Raw genomic sequence first — 24,241 nt, forward strand, 5'->3', positions numbered from 1 at the left:
GTTAAAATGAAACCAGTAGATCGTATATTACATTTTATGGAGGATGACTTATGAGCAATGTAAGAAGAGTGTACGTGGAGAAGAAAGAAGGATTTGGGGTGCAGGCTGCCGATCTGGAACATGAGGTAAGGAGTTATCTCGGAATTAAAGACGTTGCAGGTGTACGTGTATTGATCCGTTATGATGTGGAAAATATTTCAGATGAGACATTTGAAAAAGCATGTAATGGAATCTTTTCTGAGCCGCCGGTAGATACTCTGTATCAGGAGGAATTCCCTGTATCACCGGACAGTAAAGTGTTTTCAGTAGAATTCCTTCCGGGTCAGTTTGATCAGCGTGCAGATTCTGCTGTTCAGTGTATTCAGTTTATCAAAGAAGATGAGCAGCCGGTAATCAAGACGGCAATCACGTATGTGATTGAAGGGAAAGATGGAGCAATCTCAGAAGAAGAATTTGAGGCAATTAAAGCCCACTGTATTAATCCGGTGGATTCCAGAGAAACTGATGAGACAAAGCCGGATACATTGATCATGAAATACGATGAGCCGGAAGATATTAAGATATTTGACGGTTTCAAGGATATGGCGGAAGAAGATCTGAAAGCATTGTACGGTTCTCTCGGTCTGGCGATGACCTTTAAGGATTTTCAGCATATCCAGAATTATTTCAAGGCGGAAGAAGACAGAGATCCGTCCATGACAGAGATTCGTGTTCTGGATACTTACTGGTCCGATCATTGTCGTCATACAACCTTCTCTACAGAGCTTACAGATGTAACATTCGGAGAAGGTGATTATAAAGCACCGATTGAAGAGACATACAGACAGTATATCCATGACCACAGTGAGATCTTTAAGGGAAGAGAGGATAAGTTTGTCTGCCTGATGGATCTTGCGCTGATGGCGATGCGTAAACTGAAAAAGGAAGGAAAGTTACAGGATCAGGAAGAATCCGATGAGATCAATGCATGTAGTATTGTTGTGCCAATCAAGGTTGACGGCGTGGAAGAAGAGTGGCTTGTGAATTTTAAAAACGAGACACATAATCACCCGACAGAGATCGAGCCGTTTGGTGGAGCTGCTACCTGTCTCGGCGGTGCAATTCGTGACCCGTTGTCAGGACGTACTTATGTATATCAGGCAATGCGTGTGACCGGTGCTGCAGATCCGACAGTATCCGTAAAAGATACTATGAAAGGAAAGCTTCCGCAGAAGAAACTGGTTCGGGAAGCTGCGCACGGATACAGTTCTTATGGGAACCAGATCGGACTTGCAACAGGAGCTGTAAAAGAGATTTATCACCCGAATTACGTTGCAAAACGTATGGAGATCGGCGCTGTTCTGGGAGCTGCACCGAGACGTGCGGTGATCCGCGAGACATCAGACCCGGGAGATATCATCATTCTTCTTGGCGGTCGTACCGGACGTGACGGCTGCGGCGGAGCTACCGGTTCTTCCAAGGTACATACAGAAGAATCCATCGAGACCTGCGGAGCAGAGGTTCAGAAAGGAAATCCGCCGACAGAACGTAAGATTCAGCGTTTGTTCCGGAGAGAAGAAGTTAGTAAACTGATTAAAAAATGTAATGACTTTGGCGCAGGTGGTGTATCCGTTGCAATCGGTGAGCTGGCAGACGGACTCAGAGTAGATCTTGATAAGGTTCCGAAGAAGTATGCAGGTCTTGACGGAACAGAGATTGCGATCTCCGAGTCTCAGGAACGTATGGCTGTTGTTGTGGATCCAAAAGATGTAGAAGAATTCATGGGATATGCGGCAGAAGAGAATCTGGAGGCAACCAAGGTTGCGGTAGTAACGGAAGAGCCGAGACTGGTGCTGTCCTGGAGAGGAAAAGAAATTGTGAATCTGTCCAGAGCATTTCTGGATACAAACGGAGCACATCAGGAGACGACGGTTGCAGTGGATATTCCGAGTCGCAAGGACAGCATTCTTGTAAGAGAAGAAGTCGATGATGTGAAAGCAAAATGGATGGAGACTCTGAGAGATCTGAATGTATGCTCTCAGAAGGGACTGGTTGAGATGTTTGACGGTTCCATCGGAGCTGCTTCTGTATTCATGCCGCATGGCGGAAAATACCAGATGACAGAGACGCAGTCCATGGTTGCAAAGCTTCCGGTATTAACAGGAGACTGTGATACAGTTACAATGATGAGTTATGGATTTGACCCGTATCTGTCTACATGGAGTCCATATCATGGAGCAATCTATGCAGTAACAGAATCGATAGCCAAGATTGTGGCAACCGGTGGAGATTACAGCAAGATTCGTTTTACCTTCCAGGAATATTTCCGTCGTATGACAGAAGATCCGCACAGATGGAGCCAGCCGTTTGCAGCACTTCTGGGTGCATATAGTGCGCAGCTTGGATACGGCCTTCCGTCCATCGGCGGAAAGGACAGTATGTCAGGAACATTTGAGGATATTGATGTTCCTCCGACACTGGTATCATTTGCAGTGGATATTGCAGCTGAAAAAGATATTATTACACCTGAACTTAAAAATGCAGGAAACAAGCTGGTATGGCTTCAGATTGAGACGGATGAATATGATGTTCCTGTATATGAGAAAGTCATGGATCAGTATGGAAAATTTGCAGAGGACGTACACAGCGGAAAGATTGTATCAGCATATGCGCTTGATAGACACGGTATCGCAGCGGCTGTCAGCAAGATGGCTTTTGGTAATGGAATGGGTGTGAAGATTGAGCATAATGTGGATGCAAGAGACCTGTTTACTCCTGCTTTTGGTGATATCATTGCAGAAGTTCCGGCTGATAAAGTATCTGAACTTTCGATTACATATACAGTGATTGGTGAAGTGACAGAAGATGCAGCGATTACTTACGGCGGCATGAAGATTGCACTTTCAGATGCAGTGGCAGCATGGGAAGAGCCACTGGAGAAAGTATTCCCGACCAATTCCGGGGCAGAAGGACAGGAAGAGAAGATTGAGACTGGCCTGTATCGTACTTCTGATATCCATATCTGCAGTCATAAGATTGCTCAGCCGACGGTATTTATTCCGGTATTCCCGGGAACCAACTGTGAGTATGACAGTGCAAGAGCGTTTGAGAGAGCCGGTGCAAAAGTGATTACAAAAGTCTTCCGAAATATGAGTGCTTCTGATATCATTGATTCCGTGGATGTATTTGAAAAGGCAATCGGCCAGTCCCAGATTATTATGTTCCCAGGTGGATTCAGTGCCGGTGATGAGCCGGATGGTTCCGCGAAGTTCTTTGCAACTGCATTCCAGAATGCAAAGATGAAAGAGGCAGTAGAGAAGCTTCTGAATGAACGGGACGGACTGGTACTCGGCGTTTGTAATGGTTTCCAGGCGCTGATCAAGCTCGGTCTTGTACCGGGCGGTGAGATCACCGGACAGACATCAGATTCTCCGACACTGACATACAACACGATCGGACGCCATATTTCCAAGATGGTATACACGAAAGTTGTAACCAACAAGTCTCCATGGCTTCAGCAGGCAGAACTTGGCGGTGTATATACGAATCCGGCATCTCATGGAGAAGGACGTTTTGTTGCAAGCAAAGAGTGGCTGGATAAGCTGTTTGCAAATGGACAGGTTGCAACACAGTACTGCGATCCGGATGGAAATATCACGATGAATGAAGAGTGGAATGTGAACGGTTCTTACTGCGCAATCGAGGGAATTACAAGTCCGGACGGACGTGTGCTTGGAAAGATGGCACATTCAGAAAGACGTGCACGCTCTGTTGCTAAGAATATCTATGGAGAGCAGGATCTGAAGATATTTGAATCTGGTGTTGCATATTTTAAATAAAATGCAATTTGGAGCGCGATCTGTTTCATAAATAATTGATAATAGATAAACGAACCTACTAAAATAAATGCGTTTTAAGTGCATACGAGTTGCATAATGCAGGATTTGCTGAATCAAAATTCAATAAATAAGATAAAATTTTGACAAACGTCTTGCGTTCTTAAGAGTTTTCTCTTACAATAGTAATGGACAAAGGCGTCTGAGAAAAACGGGTGGACATTTGTCTGCCCGTTCTTTTTTTGCATACTTACGCAGAAGGTGCTTTTCCTGTGTCAGGCCATTCGCAGGAATTGAAGGGATAATAGTTGAGAAACCTGTAGTATGCGGCGACTTTGAAGGATATTACATTAGGAGGTATATGGCAATGTCATATGTTGATGAAGTCCTGGAGAAGGTAGTAGCAAAGAATCCGGCAGAACCGGAATTCCACCAGGCAGTCAAAGAAGTATTAGAATCATTAAGAGTGGTAGTGGAAGCAAACGAAGAAAAGTTCAGAAGAGATGCTCTTCTTGAGAGACTTGTAGAGCCGGAAAGACAGATTAAGTTCCGTGTGCCATGGGTAGATGACAAGGGACAGGTTCATGTAAATACCGGTTATCGTGTACAGTTTAACAGCGCAATCGGACCATATAAGGGAGGCTTACGTCTTCATCCGTCTGTAAATCTTGGAATCATTAAATTCCTTGGATTTGAGCAGATCTTTAAGAACTCATTAACAGGTCTTCCGATCGGCGGCGGAAAAGGCGGCTCTGATTTTGATCCAAAGGGAAAATCCGACAGAGAGGTCATGGCATTCTGCCAGAGCTTTATGACGGAGCTCAGTAAATACATCGGTGCAGATGAAGATGTCCCGGCAGGAGATATCGGAACAGGTGCAAGAGAGATCGGATATATGTTCGGTCAGTATAAGAGAATCAGAGGAACATATGAAGGTGTTCTGACCGGAAAAGGATTAAGCTACGGCGGATCCCTTGCAAGAACAGAAGCAACCGGATATGGGCTTCTGTATCTGACAGAGGAACTCCTTAAGATTAATGGAAAAGCTATCAAAGGTATGACAGCTGCAATCTCCGGATCTGGTAATGTTGCGATCTATGCAGCAGAAAAGGCACAGCAGTTGGGTGCAAAAGTTGTTACAGTCAGCGATTCTAACGGATGGGTATACGATCCGGAAGGCATTGATGTAGAAGCATTGAAGGAAATCAAGGAAGTAAACCGCGCAAGACTGACGGAATACAAGAAATATCGTCCGAATTCAGAGTATCATGAAGGCCGTGGGGTATGGTCCGTTAAAGTGGATCTTGCACTTCCCTGTGCAACACAGAATGAACTGCATCTGGAAGATGCAAAGCAGCTGGTTGCAAACGGATGTGTTGCAGTATGTGAAGGTGCGAACATGCCTACCACGCTGGAAGCAACAGAGTACCTTCAGGCAAACGGTGTTCTCTTTGCACCGGGAAAGGCAGCAAATGCCGGAGGTGTGGCAACATCTGCACTTGAAATGTCTCAGAACAGTGAACGCTTAAGCTGGTCATTTGACGAAGTGGATGCAAAACTGAAGGATATTATGGTCAATATCTGCCACAACATGGACGATGCAGCAAAACGATATGGTATGGAAGGCAACTATGTTGCCGGAGCTAATATCGCAGGATTTGAAAAAGTAGTAGATGCCATGAACGCTCAGGGAATTGTATAGTATCAGATTGCAGAATTGATAATACACGGTAAGACCCCTGCAAGATCAGCAGATCCGACGAGGGTCTTACCATGAAAAAAGAAAATAAAAGAAAAATAAAAAAATGAAAAAAAGTGTTGACATTTGATGAGGTTTAATAGTATAATGACGGAGTCGGTTCGAGAGAAGAACTTACAAAATATGGGATCATAGCTCAGCTGGGAGAGCATCTGCCTTACAAGCAGAGGGTCATAGGTTCGAGCCCTATTGGTCCCATATATACCGAATATGGCGGGATAGCTCAGTTGGCTAGAGCACACGGTTCATACCCGTGGTGTCGCTGGTTCAAATCCAGTTCCCGCTACTAAAGAGAGAATCACAGAAGTGGTTCTCTTTTTTTGTACGGCGGGAGTATAAGAAATCTTTTGATGATTCATATATACAAATAATATAAAATCATATATAATACAAAACATATGAAAAAACGTGTATCGTATGCATGAAATAGATGAAAAAGGAGGATTCTATATGCCAACAAAGAGTAGAATGATCATCAGAATTCTGGCAGGAGGATATCTGATATATCTGGGATTTGATCTTTTTAAAGGAGTCCTGGAGGGGAATTCGGATAATGTCATGTTGTTTATGCTGATCGGAATCGCTTTTATGGGAATTGGTCTGTTCCTTCTGGCAAATGCGGTTCTGGTACTTTACCGGAAGGATTATGAGGACGAGGATGAAGAGGAATCAGAAGACGTTCCGGATGAGAGGAAAGCAGATAAGAATGATATAAAAGAAGTCAGTTGTGAAGATGAGAATACAAAGACAGAGGTGTGATCAATGAGAGTTGGAATGGGTTATGATGTTCATCGTCTGGTGGAGGACAGAAATCTGATACTGGGAGGAGTGATAATTCCGTATGAAAAGGGTCTGCTGGGGCATTCAGATGCAGATGTGCTTCTTCATGCGATCATGGATGCTCTTCTTGGAGCGGCAGCACTTGGAGATATCGGAAAACATTTTCCGGATACAGATCCACAGTATAAAGGAATATCCAGTATCCGGCTGCTGGAACATGTAGGACAATTGATTGAGGACAGGATGTATGTGATCGGCAATATCGATGCAACGATCATAGCACAACGTCCGAAAATGGCACCGTATATAGAGATCATGCGTCAGAATGTCGCGAATGCACTGCATATTGAAGTGGATCAGATCAATATTAAGGCAACTACGGAAGAGGGACTGGGATTTACCGGGAGCGGGGAAGGTATCTCTGCACAGGCAATCGCATGTCTTGAGACTATTGCAAATTACAGTTATACAGTCGGACCGGGAGAAGTCGGATGTGCCGGCTGCGGCGGCTGTTTAAAAAAATGATTGTAGATACAGACAGAATGACAGGTCATACAGGAGTGGTCGGATTATGAAATTAAAAAGTTTAACAGCAGAAGAAAAGAAGCTGTCCAGAGCGTTGTATGAAGAAGTGTTTTCTGAAGACAGTGAAAGTTTTGTGGACTATTACTATACCGAGAAAACAAAGGATAATCAGATCTATGTAATAGAAGAAGCGGGAGAAATCAGAGCAATGCTTCATCTGAATCCATATAAGCTTCTGGTTAACGGGAGTGAAAAAGATGCCAATTACATTGTGGCTGTTGCGACGCAGCAGTCCTATCGCAAGCGTGGATATATGGCGGCCCTTTTGAAAAATGCATTAAATGAGATGTATCATAATGGGGAGACATTTACCTTTTTGATGCCTGCATCTGAAAATATTTATCTTCCATTTGATTTTCGAACCGTATACGAACAGAAGCGATTCTATTATCATAAGCAGGATGTGGAAAGGGGCATCCTGGTTACTACGGCTTCCGAAGCAGATTGTGAAGAGATTGCGAAATATGCATCCGGACATCTGGCAGATGGATATCAAGTGTACGCCAAAAGGGATGTTGCTTATTACAAGCGACTGATTCATGAATACGCAAGTGACGGGGGATGTCTGAAAGTGTTCCGAAAGGACGGACAGATTGTTGATATCCGGATTGATGCCGGAGAAGACGAGGCAGAGGACAAGCCGAAGATCATGGTTCGGATTGTCGATGTCAGAAGAATGCTGATGTCGCTTCGACTTACAAGCTTTATGGGTACCTGTTTCCAGATTACAGATCCGTTGATCGAAGAGAATAATCGCTGTGTTATGATCACGGGAACGGAGTTCTCCGGTGTCATGCTGATGGATGGAAAACGAGAGAACAGCGAAGGGACGATTACGGTTGCAGCGCTTGCAAGTCTGGTGTTCGGTGCAAAAACACCGGACGAAATTTGTGAAGAAGACGGCGTGAACATGTCAGAACGGATGAAAGAAGAACTGAGGAAAATGATTCCTTTATCCAGGATCTATCTGAATGAAGTGGTTTAAAAGTATGGGATTGTTGCAAACGATGTTTCTGTCGAATCAGTTTGCAACAATCCTATTTCTTTAGAATATCTTTAGAATTCTAACATCTCGCTCTTAAGATTTCTCCTTTACGATAAATACATCACAACAAAGGAGGTCTTAGAGATGTAGAAATATCTGGTTTTACACAGGAAGAAAGAAAGGAATGACAGCAATGGAAATGAATCATGTTCTGGTAGTGGAAGACGATAAAGAAATCAGGGAAGGTGTAGAAATCTATCTGCGAAGCCAGGGGTATCAGGTGTATCAGGCGGCGGATGGTGTGGAAGGACTGGAAGTCATTGAAAGAGAGGAAATTCATCTGGCAATCGTGGATGTAATGATGCCAAGAATGGATGGGATCCAGATGACGATCCGACTACGGGAAAAGTATGATTTTCCGGTGATATTCTTATCTGCCAAATCAGAGGAGGTAGATAAGATCATGGGACTTAATATGGGGGCAGATGATTATGTGACAAAGCCGTTTACTCCGATGGAACTTCTGGCGAGAGTCAATTCCCAGCTTCGGCGTTACCGGCGGTTTATGGAGCGGCTGCAGAGTAATGAGAAAGATGCTCATGTTCATACCATCGGCGGGTTGGAAATCAATGAGGATACCATGGAAGTGACCGTGGACGGAGAATCGGTGAAGCTGACACCGACGGAATACAAGATCCTGCTTTTGCTTATGAAGAGTCCGGGACGGATTTTTTCTGCGGAAGAGATCTATGAGAGAGTATGGAATGAACGGGCGGTGAATACGGAGACGATTATGGTTCATGTAAGAAATATTCGTGAAAAGATAGAGATCAATTCAAAAGATCCCAAATATTTAAAGGTGGTGTGGGGAGTTGGATACAAAATTGAAAAACAGGCATAAGCTGGCAGTCGTATTAATGATAGTTACAATAATAGCAGCATCGGTCGTAATGATGTCGCCATATTCTGTGTGGTATGCACAGTCGCAGAAACTGATGGAGAGTTCCAGCCGGTCAGCTGCTACATCGACTGATTTTCTGGTGCGATTTATCGAAGCTTCGTATATTTTGTATAATCAGGAAACTGAAAGAGAAGATATAGATCAGGAAGAAATTAGAACATGGCTGGAGGAAAACATAACCTATGAGCTTGATCAGTTTGATTATTTGTATCCATATCTGGATTATCAGGTGAGAGGTGAGGAAGGTAAGATCATTGCAAAAAGTGTTGTAGAATCTGGACAGTCCCTGTCGGAAAATAATCTGAATTCTTATGCGATCGGAATGATTGTTACATATGATAAGTACGGAACACCGGAGGTTGTGATCAAAAAGAGTGATTACAAAAAAGAACAGACCACATATCTTCGGGAGATTCTCAATCATTTTGATGAAAATCATGAAGAGTGGAAAGATATTCTTCAGACACCAAAAAACCGGACGTATATATTTGCAATGACAAAAGAGAATATGGAGACGTATCTGGCAGACTGGTACTATTATGAAGCTGCTGTGCCGGATCAGATGTATAATTATATGTTGATACTGATGCTTGCGGTTGCGATTCTGGCATGGATTTATCCGATGATTCCGTCTTTACAGACTGGTCGGGAGACCATCTTTCAGGCCCGGTTTGAAGTGGTTGCCGTCTTGTTCTTTGTTGTATTCGGGATCGTGGTGAATCAGTGCGAATGGCTGCTTTATAGAAATAAAGGGGTAATTAATATGCTGGATGTCGCAGTCTGGATCCTGGTGTTTACGGTTACCTACTGGGCAGCATCCTGTGTGCGCCAGATCTATGTGCTTGGAGTCAGAACATATATGAAAGAGCGCACATTGTTTTGCCCACTGTGGCATTATGCGAAGAAAGCGGCAAGATTCATCGCGGATACAGGGAAAAGATGGTTCCGGAAGGGATATGAATCTGTTATGAGTATTGATTTTTCTCAGAAGAATAACCGGATGATTCTGACGATTGTACTTTGGAACTTCATTCTTCTAAGCTTGATTTGCTGTATGTGGTTCTTTGGTATCATGGCGCTGATCATCTATTCGGTGATACTGTTCTTTATCCTTCGAAAGTTTTATGGAGATCTCCAGAAAAAGTATGCTGTTCTTTTAAAAGCTACCGAAGAGATCGCCGGAGGTAATCTGGATCTGGAGATCACGGAAGACCTTGGAATATTTGAACCGTTTAAGACAGAGATTGGAAAGATTCAGACAGGATTCAAAAAAGCGGTGGATGAAGAGGTGAAAAGTCAGCGGATGAAGACGGAACTGATCACGAATGTTTCGCACGATCTGAAGACACCGCTGACTGCAATCATTACGTATGTGAATCTTCTGAAGGAGGAAACAGATCCACAGAATCAAAAAGAGTATATTGATGTGCTGGACCGTAAGTCCATGCGTCTGAAAGCCCTGATCGAGGATTTGTTCGAAATCAGCAAGGCGAGTAGTAAAAATGTGACACTTGACATTACGGATGTGGACATTGTGAATCTTTTCAAACAGGTAAAACTGGAGCTGGAAGATAAGATTACAAAAGCAGATCTGGAATTCCGGTGTACATACGATCCGGAGAAGATTATTGTGTCACTTGACAGTCAGAAGACCTACCGTATTTTTGAAAATCTGCTGATCAACATTGTGAAGTATGCGCTGCCTCATACGAGGGTCTATGTAGATATCTGCCGGGAAGGAGAAGAAACGGTAGTGCGCATGAAAAATGTTTCTGCAAAAGAGCTTGACTTTAATCCGGAGGAGATTACGGAACGTTTCGTAAGAGGAGACAGCTCCAGAAATACAGAAGGATCCGGACTTGGCCTTGCAATCGTGAAAAGCTTTGTGGAGCTTCAGAAAGGAAAGCTCAGGATTGAGACAGAGGCAGATCTGTTTAAGGTGGAGATTCGGTGGAAATAGGTTGACAAATTCTGTGTTTTCGCATAATATATAATCAATATGGCAAAGACGTAGAACGGGAAGAGTAGCAGATTATGGAGCTTTCAGAGAAAAACTGTCACCGGCTGAAAGCAGTTTTAAGCAAAGTGGCTGTGAAGTGCGTCCGGGAGTCGATCTGGTGAAAAAACTGACTGCATGTGAGTATCTGATGCGGAGGGAGTATTAGCCGGATACGGGATTACACACGTTACGTGTATGGAGGGTAGAATGTTTTCGTTCATCTTGCGGGATGGTACAGAAGAGATTCTTTCATAAGAGTGGAACCGCGGATATACTTCGTCTCTTGTATTGCAGGAGGCGAAGTTTTTTTACGCTATAAAACTTATTTCAGTTGAATCAAAAGGAGAGATTGTCATGGGTATGATATCATATGTGAAAGAGGAGATCCAGGTGATCCGGGAAAGAGATCCTGCAATCAAATCTAATATGGAGGTATTCCTGTATTCCAGTTTTAAGGCAATTCTGCATTACAGAGTTGCGCATAAGCTGTATCTGAAAAAGCATTATTTTCTTGCCAGATGGGTTTCTCAGAGAGCAGCCAGAAAGACGGGAATCGAGATTCATCCGGGAGCAAAGATCGGAAAAGGGCTTTTTATTGATCATGGAAGTGGCGTGATTATCGGAGAGACAGCTGAACTTGGAGACAATATTACACTGTATCAGGGAGTAACCCTTGGAGGAACCGGAAAAGAAAAGGGAAAGCGTCATCCTACGCTGAAGGATAATGTTATGGTCAGCGCCGGAGCGAAGGTCTTAGGTTCCTTTACGATTGGGGAGAATTCCAAGATCGGAGCCGGCAGTGTCGTTCTCAAAGAAGTGCCGCCAAACTGTACGGTGGTAGGTGTTCCGGGAAGAATTGTGAAGATGGGCGATGAGAAGATTCCGCGTCTGGATCTGGATCAGGTACATCTTCCGGATCCGATCAGCAATGATATTATGGCACTGCAGGAAGATAACCTGCGCATGCACAGACAGATTCTCGAGATGGAAAAACAGATGAAATGTAAAAACTGTAAAGAAGAGGAAAGTGCGAAAACATTAGAAGGAGAGGAAAAGAACGATGAAAATATTTAACACATTATCCAGACAGAAAGAAGAATTTGTACCTTTGGAAGAAGGAAAAGTCAAGATGTACGTATGTGGTCCGACTGTTTATAACTTTATCCATATTGGAAACGCAAGACCGATGATTGTATTTGATACAGTCAGAAGATATTTTGAGTATAAAGGATATGATGTGAATTATGTGTCTAATTTTACGGATGTAGACGATAAGATCATCAAAAAGGCGATAGAGGAAGGCGTTTCTTCTGATGAGATATCTAAGCGTTATATCGCAGAGTGCAAAAAAGATATGGATGGCATGAACATCAAGCCTGCAACCAGGAATCCTCTGGCGACAGAAGAAATCTGTGGGATGGTCGATATGATCCAGACGCTGATCGACAAGGGATATGCTTATGAGAAAAACGGTACCGTATATTACCGTACCAGGAAGTTTAAAGATTATGGAAAGCTTTCCCATAAGAACCTGGATGATCTTCGTTCCGGTGAACGTTCTCTTCTGGTTACAGGAGAAGATGAAAAGGAAGATCCATTGGATTTTGTACTGTGGAAGCCAAAAAAAGAAGGAGAGCCTGCATGGACTTCTCCATGGTGTGAAGGACGGCCGGGATGGCATATCGAGTGCTCTGAGATGTCAAAGAAATATCTGGGAGAGCAGATCGACATCCACGCAGGTGGGGAAGACCTGGTATTCCCGCATCACGAAAATGAAATTGCTCAGAGTGAAGCCGCCAACGGCAAGGAATTTGCAAAATACTGGATGCATAATGCATTTCTGAACATCGATAACCGTAAGATGAGCAAATCTCTTGGCAACTTCCGTACGGTACGTGAAATCAGCGAGCAGTATGATCTGCAGGTGCTGAGATTCTTTATGCTGAGTGCTCATTACAGAAGTCCGCTGAACTTTAGTGCTGATCTGATGGAAGCATCCAAGAATGGACTGGAACGTATTGTCAATGCAGCTGACAATCTGAAGTTCTTAATGGGCAATGCAAAAGCAGAGGCTATCACGGAGGAAGAAAAGGAAGCTTATGCAAAAGCGGATGAATTCGTGCAGAAGTTTGAAGCAGCCATGGAGGATGACTTTAATACAGCCGATGCGGTGGCAGCAGTCTTTGATCTGGTAAAATATATCAATACAACGGCGAGTGCAGACAGCTCCAGAGAGTATCTTCAGGCAATGTTTGACCTTCTGGTGAAGCTGACCGATGTTCTTGGACTGATCGTAGACAAAAAGGAAGAGATGCTGGATGAAGAGATTGAAAAACTGATTGAAGAGCGCCAGGCAGCGCGTAAGGCAAAGGATTTTGCCAGAGCGGATGCAATCAGAGATGAATTACTTGAGAAGGGTATCGTATTAAAAGATACCCGAGAAGGAGTACAATGGAAAAGAGCGTAGAGTGGCAGTTTGACACTTATATGCAGGACTTGTTTCAAATGCAGGAGGTGGATATCAGAGAATATTCACCTCTTACTTTGGCATATATCGGGGACAGTATCTACGATCTGATCATCAAATCCCTGGTGATTAATGAAGGGAATAAACAGGTGCAGAAACTGCACCGCATGACCAGTTCTCTGGTACAGGCGTCTGCGCAGTCCAGAATGATGCGCACGATACAGGAGCATCTGACAGAGGATGAGCATGCAGTGTATAAAAGAGGAAGAAATGCCAAAAGTATATCACCCGCCAAGAACCAGTCTATTACCGATTACCGCAGAGCGACAGGGTTCGAGGCTCTGATGGGATATCTGTATTTGAAAAAAGAGTGGAAAAGAATGCTCGATCTGGTTAAAATAGGATTAGATAGTCTGGAAAGTGTATAAGGAGTCTGTATGAATAACGAAAAACATGTGAATGAAAATATGATTGAAGGGCGCAATGCAGTTCTGGAGGCATTCCGGTCGGGAAAACCGATTGATAAGCTGTATGTGCTGGACGGGTGTCAGGATGGTCCGGTACGAACGATTGTAAGAGAAGCAAGGAAGCATGATACTTTGATCCGGTTTGTGGAAAAGGAACGACTGTCACAGATATCTGCGACGGGAAAGCACCAGGGAGTGATTGCACTTGCAGCGGCTTATGAGTATTCAGAAGTGGAGGATATGCTGGAACTTGCCAGAGAGCGCGGTGAGGATCCATTCCTGATCCTTCTGGACAACATTGAGGATCCGCACAATCTGGGGGCGATCATCCGTACGGCAAATCTTGCAGGTGCACATGGAGTGATTATCCCGAAAAGGCGGGCCGTGGGACTTACGGCTACGGTGGCGAAGACTTCGGCAGGAGCTCTGAATTATACACCGGTGGCAAAGGTTACCAATATGACAAGAACAATGGAGGAGTTGAAAGAAAAAGGCCTCTGGTTTGTCTGTGCCGATATGGGAGGAAGCTCCATGTATGATCTGAACCTGAAAGGACCGATCGGACTGGTGATTGGAAATGAAGGGGAAGGTGTAAGCAGGCTGGTGAAAGACCACTGTGATTATATTGCCAGCATTCCGATGAAAGGAGATATTGACTCTCTGAATGCATCTGTGGCAGCAGGTGTACTGGCTTATGAGATCGTCAGACAGAGATTACAGTAGAATGGGAAAGTCAAATTATAATCAGATGACGGATGAGCAGTTGATCCGGATGCAAAGAAGTGGAGACAAAAAGATCATGGACTATATCATGGAGAAGTATAAGTATCTGGTCCGCAAGGAGGCAAATGCCATGTATCTTCTCGGCGGAGAAAATGATGATCTGATTCAGGAAGGGATGATCGGACTGTTCAAGGCTGTGCAGGACTATGATCCAGAACAGGAGACTTCTTTTTTCAGTTTCGCAAAACTATGTATTACCAGACAGATGTATTCAGCGATCGAGGCTTCCAAAAGAAAGAAACACAGTCCGTTGAACAGTTATGTTTCCCTGTATGAAAAAGGAGAAGATCAGAGCTCTCTGATCGATACAGTGGAAGCTTCGAAAGAGACCAATCCGGAGGAACTGTTTGTGAGTCGGGAATTTGCAGAATTGATTGAAAGCCGCCTGGAGGAAAGTCTGAGTGATCTGGAGAACAGAGTGCTGTATCTCCACCTTCTTGGAACAGATTACCGGACGATTGCCAGACTTCTGGACCGCAGTCCAAAGACGATTGATAATGCGCTTCAGAGAATCAAGGGTAAGACGGAAAAGATATTGAAATCAGAAAATAAATAATAGAATAAGGTTGACAAATTGACCTCTTATATTGTATATTATCAATGTTGCATATCACATATGCGTGCTGCCTTGGCTCAGTCGGTAGAGCGTCGCCTTGGTAAGGCGGAGGTCGGCGGTTCGATTCCGCTAGGCAGCTTACGGAAAACCCTTGATGATCATCAAGGGTTTTTCTTTGGTATGAAGAAAAGAGGAAAAGGATATGAAGAAGACAACAGCCATGACAGAGGGCGCGATCTGGAAGAATCTGTTGTTCTATGCAATTCCGCTGATTCTTGGGAATCTATTTCAGCAATTGTATAACACGATGGATTCGATCATTGTGGGAAATTATATTGGAAGCGAGGCTCTTGCGGCAGTTGGTTCCAGTGGATCGGTTATTAATCTTCTGATCGGATTCTGCGTGGGAGCTTCTGCAGGTGCGGGAGTTGTGATCGCACAGCTTTTTGGTGCGCAGGAAAGCGAAGAGGTAAGAAAAGCGGTGCACACAACGCTGGCGATTGCGATTGTGGCAGGGGCTTTTATGACACTGATTGGAATTATACTGGTTCCGACGCTCTTAAGAATGATGGGAACCCCGCAGGAAGTGTTTGGACAGGCGGTACTGTATCTGCAGATTTTTTTTGGTGGAATTATCTTTTCCGTCATCTATAATATGTCAGCAGGAATTCTGAATGCGGTAGGTAATTCCAGACGTTCACTGATCTATCTGATCATCGCGGCAGTTTCCAATATTTTACTGGATCTTCTTCTGGTTGTAGTGTTTCATATGGGGATTGTCGGAGCTGCTCTGGCAACGGATATCAGTCAGCTTTTGTCCTGCATTTTTATTCTGCGTTTTCTGATTCGCAGCAGGGAATGCTATCAGGTGAGGCTTAAGGAGATCCGGTTCTATGACCAGTTGCCGGCAAGGATTATTAAAGTCGGACTTCCGACCGGTATTCAACATGTGGTGATCTCATTTTCCAATGTAATCGTACAGTCCAGTGTGAACAGTTTTGGTGCGGATGTGATGGCGGGATTTGCGGCTTATATTAAGATTGACGGATTTAACATTCTTCCGGTTATGAGCTTCAGTACAGCAGCTACCACATTTGTCGGACAAAACACAGGAGCTGGCAGATATGACCGTGTAAAAAAAGGAATGTATGTCTCGCTGGCAATGGGCGTGATATATACGATCATAACAGGAATTCTGCTTTTGATTTTTGCACCTCAGGTGATAGGCGTATTTACGGATAACCGGGAAGTAGTGGAATATGGAGTCTATATTATGAAGTTTTTCTGTCCGTTCTACTGGTCTCTTTCGATCCTGCATGTCATGGCGGGAAGTATCCGGGGAACCGGTCATACACTTCAGCCGATGTTGATTATTCTGTTTTCTCTGTGTGTATTTCGTGTAATCTGGATTACGGTGGCGCTTCATGAGGTTCATGAATTGTTCCGACTGATGTGCGTATATCCGTTATCCTGGATTATGGGAATGATTCTGATCATTCTCTATGCATGGAAAGGAACCTGGATGACGTTAAAAAAATAAATGTAGAAAAGGAAAGAAGGAAAAAAGTATGCCGTCATTTTTAAAAGATGTGTCAAGATTTAAAGGAACAGGAGAAAAAAATGCAAATGGACAGACACTGGAGGAATTTCTGGAAGCGTATGATCCATACAGATATCGTACACCGAGCTGCACGACGGATGCGGTTATATTTGCATATACAGATCAGCTGGAGGCGTCTCTTTCGGGCCTGAAAATTCTGCTGGTGAAGAGAAAAAATCATCCAAGTATCGGATACTGGGCATTGCCGGGAGGGTTCATTAATCTGGATGAGGATCTGGATGATACGGCCAGACGGGAGCTGGAAGAAGAGACCGGGGTGAAAGGCCTCGTGATGGAGCAGATCGGGACATATGGAGATTGCGACAGGGATCCCAGAACACGTGTGATCACAACAGCATATATGGCACTGGTAGAAGAGAAACAGGTAGAGGTACAGGCGGGAGATGATGCAGCGGATGCAGCATGGTGTGATGTCCGACTGGAGTTAAAGCAGACAGAATGGACAAAGGAGCGGGAGCAGGATCTCTATGTGCTTCACATAGAAAATGCAGACCGTGAGCTTGACACAACGGCCGTGGTAAAACGAGATATGACGTGTGGACTGATCAGGGAAGAAAAGTATTCTGTCGAAGAGATGGGGATGCTGGCAGCAGATCATGCGGCGATCATAGTTCAGGCGCTCGTATTGCTGAAAAATCGTCTGTAGCTGGCGAAAAGGTGGAATCAACCTTGTTTCACTATATTTTTTATGATAAGATAATGAGCATAATTGAAGTATCTACAAGGAGGAGACCTATGGGAGAAGAAACAGTTTCTAAAAATTTTATTGAACAGGAAATAGATAAGGATCTTGCAGAAGGAGTTTACAGTGAAGTATGTACCAGATTTCCGCCGGAGCCAAACGGATATCTGCATATCGGACATGCAAAGTCTATTCTTCTGAATTCAGGACTTGCAAAGAAATATAACGGTACGTTTCATCTGAGATTTGATGACACGAATCCTATGAAAGAAGATATGGAATTCGTCGAATCTATTAAGGAAGATGTAAAATGGCTTGGTGCAGATTGGAAAGAGCATCTGTATTTTGCATCCGATTACTTTGACGTCATGTATGAGTGTGCGGTCAAACTTATCAAAAAGGGAAAAGCATTTGTCTGTGATCTGACAGCTGAGGAGATCCGTGAGTATCGTGGAACATTAACGGAGCCCGGAAAGAACAGTCCGTACCGGAATCGCTCTATTGAAGAAAACTTAAGATTGTTTGAGGAGATGAAGGATGGAAAGTGCAAAGACGGAGAGAGAGTTCTTCGTGCAAAGATTGACATGGCCTCTCCGAATATCAATATGCGTGATCCGGTTATCTATCGTGTGGCGCACATGACGCATCACAATACCGGAGACAAATGGTGTATCTATCCGATGTATGATTTTGCTCATCCGATCGAGGATGCAGTGGAACATATCACACATTCCATCTGTACTTTGGAGTTTGAGGATCACAGACCACTGTATGACTGGGTGGTAAAAGAATGTGAATTTGATCCGGCACCGCGCCAGATTGAATTCTCCAAGCTGTATCTGACGAATGTGGTTACCGGAAAGAGATATATTAAGAAGCTGGTCATGGATGGTATCGTGGACGGCTGGGATGATCCGAGGCTGGTATCCATTGCGGCTCTCAGAAGAAGAGGATTTACACCGGAGTCTATTAAGATGTTCATTGAGATGTGCGGAGTATCCAAGAGCCAGAGCTCTGTAGATTATGCGATGCTGGAATACTGCATCCGGGAAGATCTGAAGCTGAAAAAGCCACGTATGATGGCAGTACTGGATCCAATCAAACTTGTGATCGATAACTATCCGGAGGGAGAAGTAGAGTATCTGGATGTGGATAATAACATGGAGAATCCGGAGCTTGGAATGCGTAAGGTTCCGTTCTGCCGTGAACTTTACATTGAACGTAATGACTTCATGATTGATCCGCCGAAAAAGTATTTCCGGCTGTTCCCGGGCAATGAAGTGCGTCTGATGCATGCATATTTTGTAAAATGTGAAAATTATGAGACGGATGCGGATGGCAATGTCACAGTGGTACATTGTACTTATGATCCGGAGACAAAGTGCGGAAGCGGATTTACCGGACGTAAAGTTAAGGGGACGATTCACTGGGTAGCAGCGCCTTATGCAAAGAAGGCAGAAGTAAGACTCTATGAAAATCTCATCGATGAAGAAAAGGGCGTATACAATAAAGAAGATGGTTCTCTGAATCTGAACCCGAATTCTCTTGAAATCTTAAAAGAATGCTATGTGGAGAACAGCTTCCAGGAAGCAGGCCCGCATGACAGCTTCCAGTTTGTCAGAAATGGATACTTCTGTATTGATTCTAAGGATTCTACTCCAGAGAATCTGGTGTTTAACCGTATCGTATCACTGAAGAGTTCATTTAAACTGCCAAAGTAAGCAGTGTGGATCAGCTATGAACGAACTGACGATAAATTTAAATCTTCACTCAAAAAAACCACTGTACGAGCAGATCTATGATTATATTAAGTCGGATATTCAAATCGGCAAGATTCCGAAGGGAGAGAAACTTCCGTCAACGAGAGCCTTGTCAAAGTATCTGGAGGTCAGTCGAAGTACGGTAGAGCTTGCTTATGAGCAGCTTTTGTCAGAGGGATATATTGAATCCGCACCTTATCGCGGCTTTTTTGTGGCACAGATCGATGAGCTGTATCATCTGCAAAAGGGACAGGACCGGATACCGATCAGGAAAAAAGATCAAAAAGTCTATCGGTATGATTTTACGCCGAATGGTGTTGATCTAAAGAGCTTTCCGTACAATGTCTGGAGAAAGCTTTCGAAAGATGTGTTGATTGATGATAAGACAGAATTATTCCGGTCCGGTGATCCACAGGGAGAGGCCGGATTCCGCAATGCAATCAGTAATTACCTGTATCAGGCCCGGGGAGTGAACTGCTCCCCGGAGCAGATCGTGATCGGGGCAGGAAGTGATTATATATTTATGCTCCTTGGAATGATCCTTGGTCCGGAACATAAAATCGCTTTTGAGGATCCCACATATAAGCAGGCATACCGGGTTGCTAATGGAATGGCCTATCAGACGGTTCCTGTATCACTGGACAGGTATGGAATGAATGTCAGAGAACTGGAAGAATCGGGAGCAGATATTGCCTATGTGACGCCGTCACATCAGTATCCAACTGGAATTATTATGCCGATCCGACGAAGAATGGAACTTTTGAAATGGTCTTATCGGAAGCCGGGAAGATATATTGTGGAAGACGATTATGACAGTGAATTCAGATATAAGGGCAAGCCGATTCCGGCACTTCAGGGATATGATGTTCAGGATAAGGTCATCTATCTGGGAACGTTTTCAAAGTCAATCGCTCCTGCGATCCGACTCAGTTATATGGTACTTCCGTGGACGTTGATGGATGCATATCGTATCAGAAGCAGTTTCGTAAATTCTACGGTTTCCAAGGTAGATCAGCAGATCGTTCAGAAGTTTATTGAGGATGGATATTATGAGAGACATCTGAATAAGACAAGAGCATTATATAAGAACCGGCATGATGTGCTGATTGAGGCTCTTCGCCCACTGGAAGATATCTGCAGTATCTCCGGAGAACATGGCGGAGTTCATCTCCTTCTGACTTTTCATAATGGAATGTCGGAAAAGGAACTGATAGATCGGGCATTGGAACAGGATATCCGTGTATATGGATTGTCAGATTATTGCATTGAGAAGGATGATCAGACAGAGCCGACGATTCTTCTGGGTTATGCGAACCTTGCGGAACAGGATATTAAAGATGCGGTGAAGATATTGAATCAATGCTGGAGAGCATAATTCAGCTCATAAAAAGAAAGGATTGCCGGAATATCAGGGGTTGATCATTTTTTCCGGCAATCCTGTTTTATTTCTATAATTATTCTTCTGTGGTCACTTCCCTGGTCTCTTCTGAAGCAGCTTCCTCGGGCTCTTCTGCAGTCACTTCCCCAGGCTCTTCTGCAGTCACTTCCTCAGGATCTTCTTTGGAAGGTTCGTCCTCTGTCTTTTCAGCCGCTTCTTCTTTTGGAGCAGTGTTCAGGTTGACATATTCGCGGTCTAACGGTTGCAGATCACTGTCAAGATCAAAGTCGTCATCTTCGAAATCATCAGAGAAGTCGTCTTCTTCACTGTTTTCTTTTTTCTTAAAATAATAGATAAGTCCTGCAATTGCACCGCCAGCAGCAGCAAGTCCTAATATTTTTTTAATCCATTTTTCCATGATCATGAACTCCTTTCGATTATTATCTCTATCATATCACATATTATGTACTTTTTCCTATAAAAATAAAATAAAATATCTGTAAGTTGAGAAGAAAATGAAAGTGTGGTACACTGTACAATATATCTGAAATTGAGAAAGGATTGAAAGAAGGAGAAGGAATTGAAGAAAGAAAGTGAAACGAAACGAACGGCAAAGAAGGGCTTGTTCAAGATCGTATTTAGTAGAGCTGGGATTTTTGTGCTCCTGATATTACTGCAGATAGGGGTATTGGTCAGTATGACAATCTCTTTGCAGGAATATGCAACTTATATTTATGGTGCGCTGACCATTCTTGAAATTGTGGTTCTGATCTATATCATTAACTCTGAAGGAAATCCGGCATTTAAGATGACGTGGATGCTTCTGGTTCTGGCATTGCCCGTGATGGGAACTCTGTTTTATATCTACGTTCAGCTTCAGTTAGAAACGAGATATATGAAAAACCGACATGCCGTGCTGAAAGTAGAGACAGATGTTTTTATGGAACAGGATCCGGAGATTGTAAATGCCCTGCGTGCAAGCAAATCGGCAAATGCTCAGCTGTCCTATTATCTTTCTCATCAGTTGGGATTTCCAACTTATCGCAATACAGAGGTAAGGTATTTTCCCCTGGGAGAGTACATGTTTAAACATATGGTAGCCGAACTTAAAAAAGCCAGAAAATTCATTTTTATGGAATATTTTATTGTGGAAGAGGGGGATATGTGGGATACCATTCTGGATATTCTGATTGATAAGGCCCGGGAGGGAGTCGAAGTACGATTTATGTATGACGGAATGTGCGCATTTACGATGCTCCCGTATAACTATCCGACAAAACTCAAAAAGTATGATATTAAATGTAAGATGTCCAATAAGATTCGTCCGTTTGTGTCAACCGTACAGAATAACAGAGACCACCGGAAGATCTGTGTCATTGATGGCAAAGTAGGATTCACAGGTGGTGTGAATCTTGCGGATGAATATATTAACAGGAAAGTAAGGTTTGGACACTGGAAGGATACAGCGATTATGCTCCGTGGAGATGCCGTACAGAGCCTGACAATAATCTTCCTGCAGATGTGGAATGTTGATGAACGTGGCTTAGACAGCTATGCAAGATATCTGACTCCGAAGCGTGAGGGACTTCGTCGGGAGATGGGGTATGTGATCCCTTATGCGGACAGTCCGTTTGATAATGAAAATGTGGGAGAAGAGGTATATTTCCATATTTTGAATCATGCAAAGAAGTATGTGCATATTATGACTCCATACCTGATTCTGGATAACGAGATGTTGACAACACTGATACGGGCAGCCAAGAGCGGAATAGAAGTCATCATAATCATGCCACATATTCCGGATAAGTGGTATGCATTTGCAGTTGCAAAGACATATTACAAAGAACTGATACAGGGCGGTGTGCAGATCTATGAATATACGCCTGGATTTGTGCATGCAAAAGTATTTGTGTCAGATGATGACACGGCAACCATAGGAAGTATCAATCTGGATTACCGAAGTCTGTATCTGCATTTTGAAAACGGTGTTTTCATATATAATAATTCGGAAGTAGACAGAGTGGAAAGAGATTTCCAGCAGACTCTTGCAAAGAGCCACAAAGTGACTCTGACAGAGGTGAAAAATATGACAGCATTTACCAAAATCTCGGGTCAGGTTCTGAAACTGTTTGCTCCGCTGATGTAGCCATGAGATGTACATATGCCATAAGAGGATGGAAAAAAGACTAAAAACAGGCGATTAATTGCAAGATATTGCAGAAACGATGTAAAATGCATTTTACATAAAAAGAAAAATATAGTATAATATGCAAGGTGGCTTTTTATGGCCACATAAGATGAACGATGAGTTATGTTAATAACGCAGGAGGAATGGATATGGTAAAAGCAGTAGTTGGCGCCAACTGGGGCGATGAAGGAAAGGGTAAGATCACAGACATGCTTGCTCAGGAGGCGGATATCATTGTAAGATTTCAGGGAGGTGCCAATGCAGGACACACGATTATAAATGACTATGGAAAGTTTGCACTGCATACACTGCCGTCAGGTGTATTCTATAATCACACAACCAGTATTATAGGAAATGGTGTTGCGCTGGATGTTCCGGTTCTGTTTAAAGAGATTCAGTCAATCATAGATAAGGGCGTTCCAATGCCGAAGATCCTGGTGTCTGACCGTGCACAGATGGTAATGTCTTATCATAAGAATTTTGATGCATATGAGGAAGAAAGACTGGGAGGAAAGTCTTTTGGTTCTACAAAGTCAGGTATTGCTCCATTTTATTCAGATAAATATGCAAAAATTGGCTTTCAGGTAAGTGAGCTTTTTGATGATGAACTGTTAAAGGAAAAAGTTGTCCGTGTTGCCGAGCAGAAGAATGTCCTGCTGGAGCATCTGTATCATAAGCCGGCAATCGATCCGGATGAATTATATCAGGAGCTGCAGGAATATAAGAAGATGGTAGAGCCGTACGTATGTGATACGTCTCTTTATCTGCACAATGCGATAAAAGAAGGAAAAGAGATTCTTCTGGAAGGTCAGCTTGGTTCCCTGAAGGATCCTGATCACGGAATCTATCCGATGGTTACGTCTTCCTCGACTCTTGCAGGATATGGAGCGATCGGTGCCGGAATTCCTCCATATGAGATTCAGAAGGTTGTGACTGTATGCAAGGCTTATTCCAGTGCGGTTGGAGCCGGAGCCTTTGTCAGTGAGATATTTGGAGAGGAAGCAGATGAGCTGAGACGTCGCGGAGGTGACGGCGGAGAGTTTGGTGCTACGACCGGACGTCCTAGAAGAATGGGATGGTTTGACTGTGTTGCATCCAAGTATGGATGCAGAATGCAGGGAACAACGGATGTGGCATTCACGGTACTGGATGTACTTGGATATCTGGATGAGATCCCGGTGTGTGTGGGATATGAGATTGATGGAGAAGTTACCACAGACTTCCCGACAACGCATCTTCTGGAAAAAGCCAAACCGGTTCTTAAGACTCTTCCGGGATGGAAATGTGACATCCGCGGAATTAAGAATTATGAAGATCTCCCGGAAAACTGCAGAAAATATGTGGAGTTTGTGGAAGAACAGATCGGCTACCCGATTACGATGGTTTCTAACGGGCCGGGCAGAACGGATATTATCTATAGAAATGTAGAAAAATAAAAAAGAGATAACAGGGGAT

General features: G+C 43.6%; 19 protein-coding genes and 3 tRNA genes. 21 read left to right on the forward strand and 1 reads right to left on the reverse strand.

Annotation, left to right across the window (positions count from 1 at the left end; translation table 11 throughout):
• The first annotated feature begins 50 nt into the window (after positions 1 to 50).
• The 19 genes from JQM82_RS06810 (at position 51) to JQM82_RS06900 (ending at position 20,595) form a co-directional block, all read left to right on the forward strand.
• The gene (locus tag JQM82_RS06810) at positions 51 to 3,818 is read left to right on the forward strand and encodes a phosphoribosylformylglycinamidine synthase (RefSeq protein ID WP_235249333.1); all 3,768 of its coding nucleotides are present in this window, start codon (positions 51 to 53) and stop codon (positions 3,816 to 3,818) included.
• Between the two features lie 364 nt (positions 3,819 to 4,182).
• A complete protein-coding gene (gene gdhA, locus JQM82_RS06815; RefSeq protein ID WP_235249334.1) occupies positions 4,183 to 5,517 on the forward strand; it encodes an NADP-specific glutamate dehydrogenase in 1,335 nt (444 codons plus the stop codon).
• 182 nt (positions 5,518 to 5,699) lie between these two features.
• Positions 5,700 to 5,772: transfer RNA gene (locus JQM82_RS06820), tRNA-Val, on the forward strand.
• Positions 5,773 to 5,786: 14 nt separating this feature from the next.
• Positions 5,787 to 5,860, forward strand: a tRNA-Met gene (locus tag JQM82_RS06825).
• Positions 5,861 to 6,024: 164 nt separating this feature from the next.
• On the forward strand, positions 6,025 to 6,333 hold the full coding sequence (locus JQM82_RS06830; protein WP_235249335.1) for a hypothetical protein: 309 nt from the start codon (positions 6,025 to 6,027) through the stop codon (positions 6,331 to 6,333).
• 3 nt (positions 6,334 to 6,336) lie between these two features.
• On the forward strand, positions 6,337 to 6,879 hold the full coding sequence (gene ispF, locus JQM82_RS06835; RefSeq protein WP_235249337.1) for a 2-C-methyl-D-erythritol 2,4-cyclodiphosphate synthase: 543 nt from the start codon (positions 6,337 to 6,339) through the stop codon (positions 6,877 to 6,879).
• 46 nt (positions 6,880 to 6,925) lie between these two features.
• On the forward strand, positions 6,926 to 7,924 hold the full coding sequence (locus JQM82_RS06840; RefSeq protein WP_235249339.1) for a GNAT family N-acetyltransferase: 999 nt from the start codon (positions 6,926 to 6,928) through the stop codon (positions 7,922 to 7,924).
• A 193-nt stretch (positions 7,925 to 8,117) separates the two neighbouring features.
• The gene (locus JQM82_RS06845) at positions 8,118 to 8,825 is read left to right on the forward strand and encodes a response regulator transcription factor (RefSeq protein WP_235249354.1); all 708 of its coding nucleotides are present in this window, start codon (positions 8,118 to 8,120) and stop codon (positions 8,823 to 8,825) included.
• Complete coding sequence (locus tag JQM82_RS06850) at positions 8,797 to 10,845, forward strand: sensor histidine kinase (RefSeq protein WP_235249340.1); 2,049 nt, start codon at positions 8,797 to 8,799, stop codon at positions 10,843 to 10,845. The genes JQM82_RS06845 and JQM82_RS06850 overlap by 29 nt, the downstream gene beginning before the upstream one ends.
• Before the next feature lie 393 nt (positions 10,846 to 11,238).
• On the forward strand, positions 11,239 to 11,958 hold the full coding sequence (epsC, locus tag JQM82_RS06855) for a serine O-acetyltransferase EpsC (RefSeq protein WP_235249341.1): 720 nt from the start codon (positions 11,239 to 11,241) through the stop codon (positions 11,956 to 11,958).
• On the forward strand, positions 11,945 to 13,351 hold the full coding sequence (gene cysS / locus JQM82_RS06860; RefSeq protein WP_235249342.1) for a cysteine--tRNA ligase: 1,407 nt from the start codon (positions 11,945 to 11,947) through the stop codon (positions 13,349 to 13,351). Before epsC ends, cysS begins: the two co-directional genes overlap by 14 nt.
• Complete coding sequence (locus JQM82_RS06865) at positions 13,336 to 13,779, forward strand: Mini-ribonuclease 3 (protein WP_235249343.1); 444 nt, start codon at positions 13,336 to 13,338, stop codon at positions 13,777 to 13,779. The genes cysS and JQM82_RS06865 overlap by 16 nt, the downstream gene beginning before the upstream one ends.
• Positions 13,780 to 13,788: 9 nt before the next feature.
• On the forward strand, positions 13,789 to 14,541 hold the full coding sequence (gene rlmB / locus JQM82_RS06870) for a 23S rRNA (guanosine(2251)-2'-O)-methyltransferase RlmB (RefSeq protein ID WP_235249344.1): 753 nt from the start codon (positions 13,789 to 13,791) through the stop codon (positions 14,539 to 14,541).
• The gene (gene sigH, locus JQM82_RS06875; RefSeq protein WP_235249345.1) at positions 14,513 to 15,157 is read left to right on the forward strand and encodes an RNA polymerase sporulation sigma factor SigH; all 645 of its coding nucleotides are present in this window, start codon (positions 14,513 to 14,515) and stop codon (positions 15,155 to 15,157) included. Before rlmB ends, sigH begins: the two co-directional genes overlap by 29 nt.
• 66 nt (positions 15,158 to 15,223) lie before the next feature.
• Positions 15,224 to 15,296, forward strand: a tRNA-Thr gene (locus JQM82_RS06880).
• A gap of 63 nt (positions 15,297 to 15,359) precedes the next feature.
• Complete coding sequence (locus JQM82_RS06885) at positions 15,360 to 16,697, forward strand: MATE family efflux transporter (RefSeq protein ID WP_235249347.1); 1,338 nt, start codon at positions 15,360 to 15,362, stop codon at positions 16,695 to 16,697.
• A 28-nt stretch (positions 16,698 to 16,725) separates the two neighbouring features.
• Positions 16,726 to 17,424 carry an NUDIX domain-containing protein gene (locus JQM82_RS06890; protein ID WP_235249348.1) on the forward strand — a complete coding sequence of 233 codons (699 nt, stop codon included), beginning with the start codon at positions 16,726 to 16,728 and terminating at the stop codon, positions 17,422 to 17,424.
• Between the two features lie 89 nt (positions 17,425 to 17,513).
• Entirely contained in the window at positions 17,514 to 19,181 is a 1,668-nt protein-coding gene (locus JQM82_RS06895; RefSeq protein ID WP_235249349.1) for a glutamine--tRNA ligase/YqeY domain fusion protein, read from the forward strand.
• 16 nt (positions 19,182 to 19,197) lie between these two features.
• Positions 19,198 to 20,595, forward strand: a complete 1,398-nt coding sequence (locus JQM82_RS06900) for a PLP-dependent aminotransferase family protein (RefSeq protein ID WP_235249350.1) — start codon at positions 19,198 to 19,200, stop codon at positions 20,593 to 20,595.
• A gap of 79 nt (positions 20,596 to 20,674) precedes the next feature.
• On the opposite strand, the gene JQM82_RS06905 is transcribed toward JQM82_RS06900, so the two are convergent.
• On the reverse strand, positions 20,675 to 21,016 hold the full coding sequence (locus JQM82_RS06905; protein ID WP_235249351.1) for a hypothetical protein: 342 nt from the start codon (positions 21,014 to 21,016) through the stop codon (positions 20,675 to 20,677).
• A 162-nt stretch (positions 21,017 to 21,178) separates the two neighbouring features.
• On the opposite strand from JQM82_RS06905, the gene cls reads away from it, so the two are divergent.
• On the forward strand, positions 21,179 to 22,744 hold the full coding sequence (gene cls / locus JQM82_RS06910; RefSeq protein WP_235249352.1) for a cardiolipin synthase: 1,566 nt from the start codon (positions 21,179 to 21,181) through the stop codon (positions 22,742 to 22,744).
• A gap of 191 nt (positions 22,745 to 22,935) precedes the next feature.
• Positions 22,936 to 24,222, forward strand: a complete 1,287-nt coding sequence (locus JQM82_RS06915; RefSeq protein ID WP_235249353.1) for an adenylosuccinate synthase — start codon at positions 22,936 to 22,938, stop codon at positions 24,220 to 24,222.
• Positions 24,223 to 24,241 lie beyond the last annotated feature (19 nt).

The organism is Faecalicatena contorta (assembly GCF_021531995.1).
Classification (GTDB): Bacteria; Bacillota; Clostridia; order Lachnospirales; family Lachnospiraceae; genus Dorea_A; species Dorea_A contorta_A.